Annotated in this window: 15 protein-coding genes; 5 read left to right on the forward strand and 10 right to left on the reverse strand. The window is 57.5% G+C overall.

Features of this window, described 5'->3' with window-relative positions; translation table 11 throughout:
* Positions 1-40 precede the first annotated feature (40 nt).
* A complete protein-coding gene (locus LD28_RS0114020) occupies positions 41-571 on the reverse strand; it encodes an REP-associated tyrosine transposase (protein WP_033137578.1) in 531 nt (176 codons plus the stop codon).
* 210 nt (positions 572-781) lie between these two features.
* Entirely contained in the window at positions 782-1,219 is a 438-nt protein-coding gene (locus LD28_RS0114025; RefSeq protein WP_033137579.1) for a DUF2846 domain-containing protein, read from the reverse strand.
* Between the two features lie 517 nt (positions 1,220-1,736).
* Between LD28_RS0114025 and LD28_RS0114030 the strand changes: the two genes are divergently transcribed.
* Positions 1,737-3,095, forward strand: coding sequence for an MATE family Na+-driven efflux transporter (locus tag LD28_RS0114030; protein WP_156120247.1), 1,359 nt, complete (start codon positions 1,737-1,739; stop codon positions 3,093-3,095).
* Between the two features lie 159 nt (positions 3,096-3,254).
* Here the strand turns inward: LD28_RS0114030 and ydfZ are convergent, their stop codons facing one another.
* Positions 3,255-3,452 carry a putative selenium delivery protein YdfZ gene (gene ydfZ, locus LD28_RS0114035; RefSeq protein WP_033137581.1) on the reverse strand — a complete coding sequence of 66 codons (198 nt, stop codon included), beginning with the start codon at positions 3,450-3,452 and terminating at the stop codon, positions 3,255-3,257.
* A gap of 266 nt (positions 3,453-3,718) precedes the next feature.
* Here ydfZ and LD28_RS0114040 point away from each other — a divergent pair, with 266 nt between their 5' ends.
* On the forward strand, positions 3,719-3,940 hold the full coding sequence (locus tag LD28_RS0114040) for a hypothetical protein (RefSeq protein WP_033137582.1): 222 nt from the start codon (positions 3,719-3,721) through the stop codon (positions 3,938-3,940).
* A 157-nt stretch (positions 3,941-4,097) separates the two neighbouring features.
* Entirely contained in the window at positions 4,098-4,598 is a 501-nt protein-coding gene (locus LD28_RS0114045; protein WP_033137583.1) for a DUF1993 domain-containing protein, read from the forward strand.
* A 135-nt stretch (positions 4,599-4,733) separates the two neighbouring features.
* Here LD28_RS0114045 and LD28_RS0114050 read toward each other — a convergent pair whose 3' ends face one another.
* The 3 genes from LD28_RS0114050 to LD28_RS0114060 all read right to left on the reverse strand — a co-directional run bounded on the left by LD28_RS0114050 (position 4,734) and on the right by LD28_RS0114060 (position 6,723).
* On the reverse strand, positions 4,734-5,180 hold the full coding sequence (locus tag LD28_RS0114050) for an SRPBCC family protein (protein WP_033137584.1): 447 nt from the start codon (positions 5,178-5,180) through the stop codon (positions 4,734-4,736).
* 81 nt (positions 5,181-5,261) lie between these two features.
* Positions 5,262-5,774 carry a cupin domain-containing protein gene (locus LD28_RS0114055; protein ID WP_033137585.1) on the reverse strand — a complete coding sequence of 171 codons (513 nt, stop codon included), beginning with the start codon at positions 5,772-5,774 and terminating at the stop codon, positions 5,262-5,264.
* Between the two features lie 283 nt (positions 5,775-6,057).
* Positions 6,058-6,723 (reverse strand): DUF3313 domain-containing protein, encoded by a 666-nt coding sequence (locus LD28_RS0114060; RefSeq protein ID WP_033137586.1) that lies wholly within the window; start codon positions 6,721-6,723, stop codon positions 6,058-6,060.
* A 412-nt stretch (positions 6,724-7,135) separates the two neighbouring features.
* Here LD28_RS0114060 and LD28_RS0114065 point away from each other — a divergent pair, with 412 nt between their 5' ends.
* Entirely contained in the window at positions 7,136-8,776 is a 1,641-nt protein-coding gene (locus tag LD28_RS0114065) for an alpha/beta fold hydrolase (RefSeq protein ID WP_050514332.1), read from the forward strand.
* A 241-nt stretch (positions 8,777-9,017) separates the two neighbouring features.
* On the opposite strand, the gene LD28_RS0114070 is transcribed toward LD28_RS0114065, so the two are convergent.
* From LD28_RS0114070 to LD28_RS0114085, 4 genes are read right to left on the reverse strand one after another with little or no spacing between them, the layout of a single operon-like run.
* Positions 9,018-10,148: an ABC transporter substrate-binding protein gene (locus tag LD28_RS0114070; protein WP_050514333.1), complete on the reverse strand. Its 1,131-nt coding sequence runs from the start codon at positions 10,146-10,148 to the stop codon at positions 9,018-9,020.
* 56 nt (positions 10,149-10,204) lie between these two features.
* Positions 10,205-10,840: a LysE family translocator gene (locus LD28_RS0114075; RefSeq protein WP_033137587.1), complete on the reverse strand. Its 636-nt coding sequence runs from the start codon at positions 10,838-10,840 to the stop codon at positions 10,205-10,207.
* 40 nt (positions 10,841-10,880) lie between these two features.
* Positions 10,881-11,702, reverse strand: a complete 822-nt coding sequence (locus LD28_RS0114080; RefSeq protein ID WP_033137588.1) for a helix-turn-helix transcriptional regulator — start codon at positions 11,700-11,702, stop codon at positions 10,881-10,883.
* A 60-nt stretch (positions 11,703-11,762) separates the two neighbouring features.
* A complete protein-coding gene (locus LD28_RS0114085; protein ID WP_050514335.1) occupies positions 11,763-12,521 on the reverse strand; it encodes a substrate-binding periplasmic protein in 759 nt (252 codons plus the stop codon).
* A gap of 260 nt (positions 12,522-12,781) precedes the next feature.
* Between LD28_RS0114085 and LD28_RS0114090 the strand changes: the two genes are divergently transcribed.
* Positions 12,782-13,321: an SH3 domain-containing protein gene (locus LD28_RS0114090; RefSeq protein ID WP_033137589.1), complete on the forward strand. Its 540-nt coding sequence runs from the start codon at positions 12,782-12,784 to the stop codon at positions 13,319-13,321.
* Positions 13,322-13,333 lie beyond the last annotated feature (12 nt).

Below are 13,333 nucleotides of genomic sequence, written 5' to 3' on the forward strand. Positions count from 1 at the left end.
CGGACGATCGCGTAATCGACGGAACAACCCTTTTAGGGGTTTACTCCAATCCCCCCAACACCCCATCCATCGACCCGCACCAATCCGGCGGATAGACGCCGCTCGCCACGTAACGATGGAAGGTGGAATATGGCCAATCGGCCACCCGGGTGACATGACCATGCTTGAGCGGGTTGATATGGACGTAGTCCATATGGTGGCGGTAATCCTGCTCATCCCGGATCAGGTGTTCCCAATAATGGCGTTGCCAAATGCCCCGCTCCCCGTGGCGTAACCGGGTCTGGCTGCGCCGCTCGTTCACCGGCAAGGCGCGGGAAAAGTGGCTTTTGATCAGCCGCCAACGCAGGGGGAAATCGGTGTCCCCCTCCGGCAAAGAGAGAATGCAGTGGAGATGGTCGGGCAACACTACCCATGCGTGAATGGCGAAAGGGTGAGCCTGTTGCACCTTGGCAACGCTGTGGCGCAGCAGGTCGATCTGCTCCACCAGCAACCGGTTGTTGCGCCGCTCCAGCAGGTTGACGGTAAAGAACCAGGTTCCTCCGGGCCACCATGCCCGCCGCCAATTGGCCATCCTTTTCCCCTCGTTGAGACCGAAAAACCAAGCATAGTCTTGCCTCACGTCGATCTGCTTGCGGGCTGTGATGGTGCGGATGTTCGATTACGCGATCGTCCGATTACGCTTCGCTAATCGAACCTACATGGACAGGAAATCTGGAACACCCACTTTCGGGCAAAGGCGTAACTGGTGGAGCTACGCCTTGTTTTTGGTGGAAGCCTCTGGTCACTTAACCAACTTGCTCTCCACCACCCCTTGCTTACCTTCCTCTTCACTGACCTGACTCAGCTTGGAGCGGGCCATCAGCAGGCCCATCTTGACCTCTTGCCAGACGTAGTAGTTTTTACCCGCCTCGGTGCTGAGGGTCAGGGTGGCATCGTTCTCCGACTTGGAGGTGATGGTGTGGCTGCCCGGCGTCACCTGTTTGAGGATATAGCTGTGGGCCACCGTATCGCCGACCGCCATGCCATCCACCAGCAACGGCATTTTAACGGCCGCCCCGAAGGTTTCGTTGCGATAGATATAGAGGTTGGCCGCATCCCTGGGCGCCACAAACTGCTTGGCCTGCGCGTCTGCGGTGGCATCGGCCATGGGTACGGAAGCACAACCGGAAAGCAGCGCCGCCGACAGCAGGGCGGCCCCCATCATTATTTGCCTGAACATAGTCGTTATTTTTTAGTGCGTTAACGGGAATTAAAGGTTCGCATGAGCCTGCACTGGCTGACAATCGCTCAAATCGAGCGGGGTGTGACTCGGCTCAATTTTTCAGCATTTGGCAACCTCCCCTGTCGCTATCATCCCTCTCGCCAAATCGGCCATTGCCCTCCAGCGCCCCGCTGGCAGCCAGATGGGAGCTTGTGGATTGCCGCCTGTCCGCATAAGACAAAACGAGGTCATTTTCGCGAAATCTATAAATTAAATTTATACCAACCGTTTTGGCTGCAACTCAGGGCTCGGGGCTGCTATCACAGGCGCCAACAAGGGGTTGGCCGACTCAAAGATACGAGCCCGCGATTCAGCGTGAAGAGGGACGCCAGCAGGAAGCCCATGATTTATCTTGTCTTTCAGCTGTGGCCAGCCAGCTGATTGAGTTGGTTTTTAATGACGCGATCATCCGAATATGTTTCGATATTCGCCCCAGCACCTCTCTGCAAATTGACGACATCGCCAAGGATTATCAGTGCCTACTGGATTTATGAACCACGCCCACGCCAACCGACTGGCTATTAGAACCCGCGCATCTCTAAGCAGGATCAATTGGCCTCTCTACTTGGCGCTTTTGATCACAGCCGCCTTGCCGACCATCTATACCACTACGCGCATCTACTACCTTGGCGATCTCCCGACAGAGTGGGGAGTCAACATTGCAAGCCAGCTGGCCTGGGTCAATCTGGGGCTGGAAGTGGTGCAGGAAGCGCTGATTCTGCCGTTGTTCTATCTCTTGGGAAAAACACTCCATGAGCGTGACGCCACACTGAACAAGCTCAAAACAGGCCTCATTGTCACCGTCGGTATCTACTCCCTCTTTACGGGTCTCATTGCACTCTTCGCTATGCCACTGGTGCAGGCTATGGCTCAAAGTCCGGAACAAGTTGCGGCCACCGTGGACTATATCCGCCTCGAAATGATTGCCACGACACTCTTCAATGCGGTTCGCTTCCTGACCATATTCTTCGTCCTGCAAGACTGGCGCCGTGTCATATATACCGTTCTTGCCATCCAGATTCTGGTCAGTGTCACCCTTGATACACTCCTGCTCAGCCAGCTGGAATTTAGCTTGCGGCTAGGGGTCAACGGCATCGCGTACAGCAACATAGTGGCAAGCATTTGCACGCTCGTTTATGCGCTCAGGGTTGTCAGGCAGAAATACCGGCTCACCTCTGCTGACTTGCATGTTCAAGCCGACTTCGGATGGATGCGGGAGTGGTTCCGAGTTGGCAAATGGAGCGGTATGGACTCATTGATACGGAATGCGTTCTTTCTCATTTTCATCATCAGAATGGTCAATGTTGTCGAAGAACAAGGGACATTCTGGGTTGCCAACAGCTTTATATGGGGATGGTTACTGCTTCCGTTTTTACCGATGGCAGATCTCATCAAGCAAGATGTGTCACAAGGAGACAAGCTCCCGCATTGGGACAAAATGCTTGGCTACTTCACCACCTGCGTCCTCATTGCAATTGCATGGATACTCCTCTCGCCGGGTTATGAATGGTTCATCAGAAACATCCTCAACACCGCAATCACCCAGCATCTTCACCTGATCCTGCTTTCGCTGCCGTTTTACATGCTGTTCATGTTCAACACCTGCATGGATAGCGTCCTGTATGGTCGGGGACAGACCCGTTATTTGGCCATTCAATCGGTGATCACCAACATCACCGTCTATGGCTCCGCCTATGTGTGCTACCTGCAAGGCTGGTTGACGCCATCACTCAATGGCATAGCGATTCTCTTTGGGTGCGGTATTGCGGTGGACACGCTGGTGACCGGATGGCTCTACAACCGGCACCTCCGACAAGAAAATTACGCAGTCTAGGTCATGTTATGTTGCTAAAGCAGACGTCATCTCCCAGACGACTCCGGCTTGAAGCGATGCATTAGAAGGGTGGGCAACACCGGGAAGGGAAATCAGAAACCCGGCCGTCAGGTGCGGCGGCCGGGTGAATTGTAAAGAGTAGGGTGACAGGGAAAGGGATCAGCCTAGTCTAATCAACTCGATGGGCGCGTAACGCTCTTGAGTGTTGGCCAGCAGCACGCACTTCTCATGCTCCGCCTGATAGGGGGTCATGTTGTCGGTGTGGGCCTCTTTGAGAAAATCGACTGCGCCGGTGGCGGCAATCATGACGCGCTGACCCAGGTTCAGCACATTGCGGTTACGGTCATAGATCTTCATTTCATTCTCCTTTTCTAGGGTCCTGGCGGATGCGCAGGCGTATGTCCAGGACAACGGACTTCAGCCTACGCCCCTGAAAAAGGGTGATGTATGTCACAGATCAAAAAAGTGGCGATGAGGGACTCAGGGCGACGGAAAAGCCCAGCCCCGCCCAGATGGCCACCTTTTTACCGCGGCTTGGTATCACGGTCACAGATACCGCCCACCCGCGCACCATGCCAAGCTGAAGCGGATGGCAACCGGCCGCACACCAAAGGAGGGCTGACATGTCACCGCTGCGACTGATCGATGATCTGCTGGATCTCATCGATTTGATTACCCACTTTCCGCGCTATTGGCGGCTTTGGGTGGGGGTGGTCTGCACCGCCTCGGCCTGCATGACCATCGCCAAATTTGTCGATTCGCCCGAACAGTGGCAGCCGCTCTACTGGCTGATCGGGATCGTGGGGGTGGGGCTGGCGTTCTACTGGCAACACGCCTCCCGCTGATCGCCACCGTCTGTCGTGTGGCGCACGCCTCCCCTGCCCTTTTTGTCGCCACGGGATCGAACCGGCGAGGGGATGGAGTATATTGGTGGCCGATTAGCCAGTCTCATTCACCGCGGCCACGCAAGCGGCCGCTGTTTCAACAAGATGGAGAGTGCTTATGAATCGCGACATTACCGCCCAGTTTATCAAGATGCTGACCAACCTCGACCACTGTCTGGCCAAGGCCGCGGCCCATGCCGAGGCGAAGCAGTTCAACGTGGAGAACTTCTTCGGCGAGCGGCTGATCGTCGATATGCTGCCCCTCAGCAAACAGGTGCTGATCTGCTGCGATTCGGCCCGTTCCGTGGTGGCCACTGCCAGCCACAGCCAGCCGCCGGTGCTGGGGGATGACCCCAAGACCATGGCGGATCTGCGCGTCCATATCGGCAAGACCATCACCTATCTGCAAAGCAAGCTGGATGCGGACTACAGCCAGTATGCCAGCGCCCGCTACGTGCCCCACTGGGCGGGCGGCAAGGGGATGGATGGCCATACCTGCGTCCATGAGTACGGCATTCCCAACTTCTACTTCCACCTCACCATGACCTATGCCCTGCTGCGCCAGGCCGGGGTCGATCTCGGCAAGCGCGACTATCTGGGCGGGCTCAACCTGCAATAAGCACCGCGCCCCCACACGGGGCCAGCCAGATAGCAAAAGCCTGCCAAGCGGCAGGCTTTGTTGTTTGATGGGGCATATGTCGCGGCGCAAGCAGCGCCCGATGACGGGCTCAGGCTCCCCGCCACATGTCGGCCACTAGCCCGGGATATCGGGCTCGACCAGCGCCACCAGCTGGGCCAGCGACTCCTGCCAACCGAGATAGCACATCTCCAGCGGAATGACCTCCGGTATCCCCTCCTGCACCACGGCCAGCTCGGTGCCACAGCTCACCGCGGTCAGGATGATGGTCACGTGCATCTCGCCGGGCAGGCCGGGATCGTCGAAACGGTCGGTGTAACGGAGGCGCTCGCCCGGCACCAGTTCAAGATATTCACCGCCAAAGGCGTGGGCTTGGCCACTGGCAAAATTGGTGAAGGACATCCGGAATGAGCCGCCCACCCGGACCTCCAGATGCGCCACCTGACAGGTGAAGCCGTGGGGTGGCAGCCATTTGGCCAGCGCCTGCGCCTCGATAAAGGCCCGATAGACCCGCATCGGCGGCGCCTTGATGATGCGATGCAGTCGCACTGTTCCTGTTGTCATGACCACCTCCTTGCTGGATTGAGTCCCAAAGGATAGTCGCCAGAACGAGACGCCACCCCATCGGGTGGCCATCACCCTTTGCTAGAAGGGGCCGTTGCTCTCGCGCAGCTTGTCGGGCAGGCCGTCGTGCTCCCCCAGTTCGCGCTCGGGCACGTCGTCCCAGTGCAGCTTGCCGAGGGTGATGTTGCGCTCGGGGTGAACGGCGTAGTGGATGCGGTTGTCCTCCCGATCGGTGTCGCCGATGCAGAGCAGCCGGACAGTCTCGTCGGTGTTGTTGATAAAGGCGTGGGCCAGCCCGTCACCGGCCTTGAAGCCGACCGAGTCGCCCGGTTGCAGGCGATGGAGCACCCCATCGAGCCAGACATCGGGAGTGCCTTCCAGCACGTGAACAAACTCGTCCTCGGTCTTTTCGGCGTGGGGCCAGCTGGTGCGATGGCCGGGCTCGACGATCTCGTGGTGAATGCCGATGCGGCTAAAGCCAAAGTGCTTGCCGAGGGCGCAACCGCGCGAGAGAGGCTCCTGACTGCCGGAGTAGTAGCGCGGCTCCTGCTCTTGCAGCTCGCTCCAGTGTTTGATGCTGGGGTGACGGGTCATAGTGGTTCCTTATGCTATGAGAATGCGGTCACGGGAGGGGTCATCCTAACTGCCAGAATATGGGGGAGAAAAGCAGAAATCGGCGGGCTTATAGCGCCGCTGACGGCACAACGGCGGACTCGGCGGCGGGGTGATCCCCCATCCCGCAAGGGCTGCGCGGCCATGCCACTGGCTGCGGCGCGGACAAAAAATGCAGACAAAAAAGAGGGAGCCGCTGGCTCCCCCTCTCGATCTTGTCGGCACCGATTTGCCGATGCTTATTTTCCGCTCTTATTTTCCGCTCTTATTTTCCAATATTGTCCGCCAGCTGTTTGGCGCGGCTGGCAGCCCACTGGTCGATCATCTTCTCCATCTCCTCGGCGGTGATGGGCGCATCCTTGTGGGTGGTATCCGGGCTTTCGCGGGCATCCATCACCCGTACCAGCAGCTTGCCGCTCTGGGAGTCGAGCAACTGGGCCATGCTGCCCACCTTGAGCAGATAGGGCTCCTTGCCGATCACTTCGCGGGTGACGTTGATGGCAATCTTGGCTGGCATCAGGTCACGCAGTTTGGGGTCGGGGCGGGTCAGGTCGAAGTTGGTGACGGCGGCCTGGATCCGCATTACCCCCGGGCCGGGAGCGGTGGCGATCTTGACGCCGTGGCTGATCAGCTCGCTCTGGAACTTGTCGTGGTAGTAGCGGCCAATCTGGTTCTGTTCGTTGGCGGTCAGCAGGTACCACTGGCCATTCTCCTGCCGGATAAACTGCAGCGGGTCGAGCAGCACCTGATTGTACTGGCGCAGATCAACACCGGGCTCCTTGTAGACACGCTGGTTGGGGTTGCTCTCGCTCGGCTGGAAGGCGCTGAGGGGGACCGTCTGCAGCGACTGCAAGCTGTAGGAGACCTGATTTTTTACGGCGCAGCCACCCAGAAGGGCCGCAGCAATGGCAACCATCAAGACCTTTTTCATATTTGCTCCTGCATTCTTCTCAATTGTTTTTGCTACGGATGTTATCCGGCTCGCTGGAGAGCCCACGCTGAACGCCCCCAATTGACAGAGAAATAACCTATTCGCAACCTTCCCACAAGCGACAGATCGAGATTGTTCAGCTCACATCCAAGTTGTCACAATTGCCGTCATTTTGTACAGGTGAGTCCCCTCTGTGGCCAACAACATAATGCGGGATAATCAGTCCCATATTACCTGCCGGTCGCACTATCGTTTGCCCGGAAAAAACCAACTGGCGCCAGATAAATAACATAACCATCAATACATCACGCTGATCTTCAATGTCGTTTTTCATAGCAACATATTGAAACACTTAAACTGGGATTCAATTTCAGTAATTTGATATTTTGACTGAACGTCAGGAGAGTAAAATATGAAAATAAAGTTATTAACTATTATATTGTCCGCCTCAGTATTAACTGCGTGCGGTGGTGAAGATAATAAGTCTGGAACAACTGCAAACAGTGTCCCGGATAAAATCATCTCGTCCGTGCAGCCTACCCCTAAAACCACGCATTTTCCGGCCAAGTATAATCCTGCAGAAGTATGCAATGACCTGAAGCACCAGTGGGGGCCGGATTTAGCGGAGATAGCAAACCGGGTCAGCTGTGACTATTTCCCCTCGCAGCAATCAACAAGCGACACCCAACAACGCCAAACCCCCTCTCAAAAGAAATCTTTTAACATCTTCTACGTGCATTACAAGGCGACGGCTGAACGCCGCGGCACCATTTTTTTCAACCCGGGCGGCCCGGCTGATGCGACTCCGCGCATGCGTAATGCACTATTGATGCTCGATATCATCGATCCCGACATCCTGAAGCATTACGATGTGGTCACATTTGACCCTCGAGGTACAGGCTACAGCGCCCTGGCGCACGAGTTGCGAACCTGCCTGCTGACAGATAAATCCACAGTGAAGCCCGCAATGAAACCCGCTGAAGTTGTGGCACTGCTGGACAAAGAGATCGCTGCAATGCCGGATCAGCCTGCAGATAACACAGCCAATAGCAATGAAAAAGCTATAAACAACTTTATTTCAAAACAGTGTGGCAGCATATTTCAGAAATATGGATCAATGTTTGGTGCAAATACCATTGTTGAGGATATGGACAACCTGCGCCAATATCTGAAACTGGAAAAAATAACCCCATTCATGATCTCTTACGGTACCCGAGTGGCTGCTCTTTATGCTTATCGCCACCCGGAGCATGTTGCCGATATTATTATCGATTCGCCCGTATCCCCAGTCACTACCGATTACGTGTCCACATTAAAGATGGACGGCAACAACCACAGAGCAATCATCAACTGGCGCTTTGGCCACTCGGCATTGCAACAAAGTGGGGTGATTAACAACAGCATTATGGATACCGGTTTATATACCGACAATGCTGGCAACAAGATAGATAAAAGCACATGGAACAATATTATCGCGGACAGTGTCGAAGACCCCCACCCGGATCAGGCGATCTTCTGGCAACAGGATGATGCAACCCAACTGCTGGCCAGGCTGGCCCATAATGCTGACGGTGGCTCGTCAGCAGCCGGGTTGATAAGCCGCCCCCTGTTTATGGCCATCACCTGCGCGGATAACTCTCGCCCCTACAGCTGGCAGGAGCTGGATTTGGCAGAGCCTGCATGGCAGGGAGCTGGCGCTGCGGCACGGGATAATTTCAATGTCTGCGCAGACTGGCCATACCCTCGCTCACCCATCCCGAGCGTGCAAGCCAACGAGATCAAGCTGGCACCTGACTCGGTTGCACTGATATTGGGTGGTGAATTTGACAGCAAAACCCCCTTTTCGGGTGCGGAGGAGATGAGGAATGCCTTTGGTGCCTCCGCCAGACTGGTCAAGGTAGAACAGACCAGCCAGCATGGTCAGATCTATTATGCCAGCTGTGCAGACCAGAGCCTGAAGATCCTGCTGCTTGGCAACAAGGCCACTCTTCCCGGTCAACAACACTGCCCAAGCAAGGATGACGAGGATGACGAGGATGATGCAACTCAATAAGCAGCCAGACTGAACAAGAAGAGGCCATGTTGGCCTCTTTTTCATTCACAAACGGCTCAGAAACACCAAGCCCCGCTGTGTTGACGAGGTCTGGCTTGCGACAGGTTGCTGTCAGTGTTGGCAAGAGATGCCTTCATTCAGGTGCGGTGGTAGCAAACCATGTACGCGACCACCATGAGGGGTTATCAGAGTGAATGGCGCAGACGTGCCTGCCGTCGGATAAGCGGCAGGGCACCAAGGGTCAGTTATCCAGATCCCAGGGGCACTGCTTGACCAGCGCCCCCTTGCCGCTGGCGATGATCGCCTGCTGCACCATCCGCTTGTAGCGATTCTTGATATGAGCGGGCAGCGCGGGCACCAGCAGCCGCTCATCAAACTCCGGCAACGGGCGATCCGGCAGCACCGCTTGCTCCTGCGGGCTGAGGGGCGGCCGGGAGGCGGCATTGCTGGCCGAGACAGTGGGCATCCCCACCAACATGAGATTTTGCAACGGGACGCTCAGCATAAAGTCGATCAACAGGTAGGCGGCCCTGAGCCGCTCGGGGTCCTCCCCGACATGACGGGCAATGGAGAGGGAATCAAGGGCATAGATGGCCCCCTCCTGCACCATGGCGATCCGCCACTGCTGGTTGTTTTGCTTGTTGCACTCCACCAATTCAAATCCCCAAGTGGTGGCGAAGGTCTGCTGACGCAGATCCTCGCAACGATTGAGCTGATTGAACCAGAAGCCACGACTGGATTGCAGCCGCTGAGAGAGCTGCTCCGCCACCTCCTGCTGCAACTTCTTGTCGGCCAGCATCTCGCCGCTGGCAAACAGGGCGGGCGACTTGCCAAGGGAGAGCAGTACCGAAAAGAGCAGCGGCTCGAACTGGTCGCAGAATTCGGCAAACTGGCCCGGTGGCAACCCCTTCGCCAGCACCTTCCAACTGGTGGGCACCTGCGACACCTGTTTGCTGTCGTAGGCGAGGCTGAACATGGCGTAGGCAAAGGGCACCGAGTAGTTGCGCTCCCCCTGCTTGTCATACTCGGTGTTCTTGAGGGCAGGTCTCACCTCGGCATAGTGATGCAGGCGGCTGAAATCGATGGGAAGCAGCAGTTTGAATAGCGGCTGGTGATGGGCCTTGTAGAAGTAGCTGGTCGGCATCACCACATCGGCGCTGCGGGTGCGCAAGGCGTGGTAGACGCTGTCAAAATCGGTCAGCAGCGGCTCGACCCGGCTGACCGTCGCATCCACCCCGTTGGCTTTGGCATAGTCGGCAAACAGCTGTTCATAACCCGCTGGCAAATAGCCCCATTCAAGCAATTTGAGCTGAACCGGAGCCGCCAGCGCCGGGGTCATCCCCAGCAACCAGCAGAGAGGCAGTAGACGCATGGCCTGGCACTCCTGATTGGTATACCTTGCTGGAGTATGGCTCATGCGCCAACTTATCATGCCAACATCTCGCCCCCCATGCTCACCAGAATGGAGAGGCTGACCACCGCAAACAGCACGCCGGTGACCAGATTGAGTGGTCGTTGCACCCGTTGCAGCAGCCGTTGGGCGCGATCGGTAGAGAGGCTCCACGCCAGCAGCCCGAACCAGCAGAGGGAGATGATGAAGAGCTCGCCCACCAGCAGGCTGCGGGTCACCCCATCCACCTCTGGCGTCACCATGGCCGCCAGCAGTCCAATAAAGAACACCAGCGCCTTGGGATTGAGCAGGTTGGTGGCGAGGCCAGTGCGCACACCCCTGCCCCAGCCGTGCAGCTCATTGGCGGCGCTGGCCATGACGGTGCTGCTCGGTTGGCGAGCCGCCATCAAGGCACCCCACCCCAACCAGCCCAGATAGAGGGCGCCGCAGCACTTGATCACCATAAACAGCAGCGGGTGGCTGGCGATCAGCATGCTGATGCCGGTCAGGCTGAGGGTGGCGTGCACCATGATCGCCAGCGAGATGCCCAGCGCCGCGCCAAGGGCGGTCGGCCGGTGCAGGCTGGTACGCAGGATCAGGGCAAAATCGGGGCCGGGGCTGGCCAATGCAATCAGGTGCATCAGGCCAAGGGTAACGAACAGACTGGTCAGCATAACAACTCTCGCTTTAACGACGGAGAGCCAGCATGGCGGATCAGCGGGGAGCGCGGCTTGTAAAAGATTGCATCTGGGCACGAAATTCGGCGGGCGTCAGACCGAATGCCTGCCGAAAGCCGTGGTGGAAGTGACTCTGATCGAAGAAACCGACCGCCAGCGCCACCTCGCTCACCGCCATCCCGCTCGCCAGCAGCCGCTTGCCCTGCTCCAGCCGCAGCCGTTTCAGCCAGGCGTAGGGGGTCATGCCGCTGCGCTTCTTGAACTGGCGCAGGAAGGCGAAACGGTCGAGCCCGAGCAGCCCCGCCAGCTCTTCCAGCGAGTGGGGCTCGTCGAGGGCGGCCATCAGGTAGTCGCGCAGGAATCGCAACTGGGGATCGGCCAGCTGGTGCACCTCGGGGGCCAACTGCAGCAGCTCCCCCAGCAGGGCGAGCAGCTGGCTCTCGATCAGCAGACCATCAGCCTGCGGATTGTCGAGGTAGCTGTGCAGCTGGGCAAAGCCCTGATAGAGGTCGGGGCGGCTCTGCAATCCCTTGTCGAAAAAGGGTTCCGGCTGCTCCGGCAGCCAGATGGCCAACTGCTGCGGATCGATGGCAAAGACCCGCACCTCGTACCCTTCCGGCAGCAGGCTGAGGCCATCGTGCACCTCGTCCGGGTTGACGGTAGAGAGCACCCCGCGCACCAGATGGTGGCTGTTCCCCTTGTGGATGAACTTCTGGCCCCCCCGCTGCACCAGCCCGATATGGTAGTCGAGATGGACATGGCGGCCGTAGCTGAACGCCCGGTGATGGGAGTGTGACAGCTCGACCCCCGGCAGGAGCGGAGATTGCCAGTAGCGGATAAGGGAATCAGTGGTACTCATGGGCTATAGATACACCAGAAGCGGGCCTTGGACTTGTAGATTATTGCACGCAACCCCCTCTCAACGCCCCCACAGCCGTGGCGCCGGCTCCACCAATGACGCGAGCGGCACCCGTTCGACCACCTGCTGCATGCGCTGCGCCAGCTCGGGGTTGGCATCCCCCAGCGACTTGTTCAGCACGATATGCACCTGCAGCGGGGTGACCGGCAGATAGATCAGACGGGTCGCAGCAGAGAGCCGGGCGCGAAAATGGTTGGCGGAAATATCGTTGGAGAAGAGCGCGGCATCAATCCGCCCGCGCAGCAGCTTCTGCATGTTGCCATTCTCCCAATTCATCTGGGAGAGGGCGTCAATATGGATCTGCGGATGTTGCAACAGCGGCGGCACGATCGCCTGACTCGACCAGCCGATGGAGGTGCCGTAGAGATCTTCCTGCCGCTCAACCGAGCGCAGTCGCGATGGCACCAGCACCACCAGCACTGGCCGCAACAGCAAAAGATGAGGGTCGACATAGTGGAAATGGCGGGCCCGCTCCGGACTGTAGCTCAGCAGCGGGGTCAGATCGCACTCGCCACTCTCGAGGTTGCTGAGCAGCCGCGCCACATTGAGCCCCTGCCACTCGATGGTGCGCCCGATCACGGGTTCGATATGGCGGCGAAAGTAGTCGATCACCGGCCCGGAGGCCTGGCCCTGTTGATCGACAGTGACCAGCGGCGCCAGCTGGAAGACACACCCATGTAGTGGTGCCTTGATCGCGGCAGGTTGGCTGATGGCCTGAAAAGGGAGAAGAAGTACCAATAGCAGTAATAACAAACACATACCCGAACGAGAGATGCCCATAAGTGCCGACCCGATGCCCTGATAGCCATCAGCATGGCACAAGGAAAAGGGGCGGGCTATCTCACCCCATGTAATGGCGACCCCTTGCGCCTCCGCTGGCAGCCGGATATCACCAACAGGTTTTATTGTGCCAAAAGTCAATAATCTCTTTGTTTTGATAGGTTTTTTATCCTTGGGATATAGTGACGGCACGATTCATCAACACGGCCGGTTATCAAAGCCGCCGGGCAGGTAAATTCATGAGACTGTTATTGGTATTGTTGTCACTGTTCGCCGCAGCCGTCAGCGCCAAACCTGCACTGACCCTCCCCTATTACGACTGGGACCGCTGCCCGTTTGAAGGCTGTACCTATCAGGAGTGGACGACCAAACAGGAAGTGCTCGCCAGGGCTGAGCCCTCCCCCACAGCCAAAGTGTTGTTCCGGGTGCCGCGTAACCAGAAGGTACAGGGGTTGACTGGCGTGGTAATTACCGAGAAAGCGGGGACTGTCACCGTACTGAAACCGGTCAAGCTCGGCTACAACGAACGGGGTGAGGGACCACTCCTCAATATGAAGACGGGTGAACGACTTGATACGCTGGGCTCTATTGGCGAAGGCGCCATGCTGTTCTGGTATCAGGGGAATTTTTACACTCTGGACTATGACGACGAGGGCACCGAAATCAGATATGGCCAGAACCCAAAAAACCAGTGGTGGGTAAAAATACGGGACAACAATGGGCGTGAAGGCTGGGTTGCCGAAGCCAATAACTTCGCCCATATGGATCGTTTCGAATAGTGACCGATAACC

Source organism: Aeromonas finlandensis, assembly GCF_000764645.1.
GTDB lineage: Bacteria > Pseudomonadota > Gammaproteobacteria > Enterobacterales > Aeromonadaceae > Aeromonas > Aeromonas finlandensis.

Excerpts from the sequence above, each read along its gene's own strand:
- LD28_RS0114045 (WP_033137583.1), top strand. The coding sequence starts at position 4,098 with ATGAATCGCGACATTACCGCCCAGTTTATCAAGATGCTGACCAACCTC.
- LD28_RS0114080 (WP_033137588.1), bottom strand. The coding sequence starts at position 11,702 with ATGAGTACCACTGATTCCCTTATCCGCTACTGGCAATCTCCGCTCCTG.
- LD28_RS0114065 (WP_050514332.1), top strand. The coding sequence starts at position 7,136 with ATGAAAATAAAGTTATTAACTATTATATTGTCCGCCTCAGTATTAACT.
- LD28_RS0114075 (WP_033137587.1), bottom strand. The coding sequence starts at position 10,840 with ATGCTGACCAGTCTGTTCGTTACCCTTGGCCTGATGCACCTGATTGCA.
- LD28_RS0114025 (WP_033137579.1), bottom strand. The coding sequence starts at position 1,219 with ATGTTCAGGCAAATAATGATGGGGGCCGCCCTGCTGTCGGCGGCGCTG.
- LD28_RS0114020 (WP_033137578.1), bottom strand. The coding sequence starts at position 571 with ATGGCCAATTGGCGGCGGGCATGGTGGCCCGGAGGAACCTGGTTCTTT.
- LD28_RS0114055 (WP_033137585.1), bottom strand. The coding sequence starts at position 5,774 with ATGACCCGTCACCCCAGCATCAAACACTGGAGCGAGCTGCAAGAGCAG.
- LD28_RS0114050 (WP_033137584.1), bottom strand. The coding sequence starts at position 5,180 with ATGACAACAGGAACAGTGCGACTGCATCGCATCATCAAGGCGCCGCCG.
- LD28_RS0114085 (WP_050514335.1), bottom strand. The coding sequence starts at position 12,521 with ATGTGTTTGTTATTACTGCTATTGGTACTTCTTCTCCCTTTTCAGGCC.
- LD28_RS0114070 (WP_050514333.1), bottom strand. The coding sequence starts at position 10,148 with ATGCGTCTACTGCCTCTCTGCTGGTTGCTGGGGATGACCCCGGCGCTG.
- LD28_RS0114040 (WP_033137582.1), top strand. The coding sequence starts at position 3,719 with ATGTCACCGCTGCGACTGATCGATGATCTGCTGGATCTCATCGATTTG.
- ydfZ (WP_033137581.1), bottom strand. The coding sequence starts at position 3,452 with ATGAAGATCTATGACCGTAACCGCAATGTGCTGAACCTGGGTCAGCGC.
- LD28_RS0114090 (WP_033137589.1), top strand. The coding sequence starts at position 12,782 with ATGAGACTGTTATTGGTATTGTTGTCACTGTTCGCCGCAGCCGTCAGC.
- LD28_RS0114060 (WP_033137586.1), bottom strand. The coding sequence starts at position 6,723 with ATGAAAAAGGTCTTGATGGTTGCCATTGCTGCGGCCCTTCTGGGTGGC.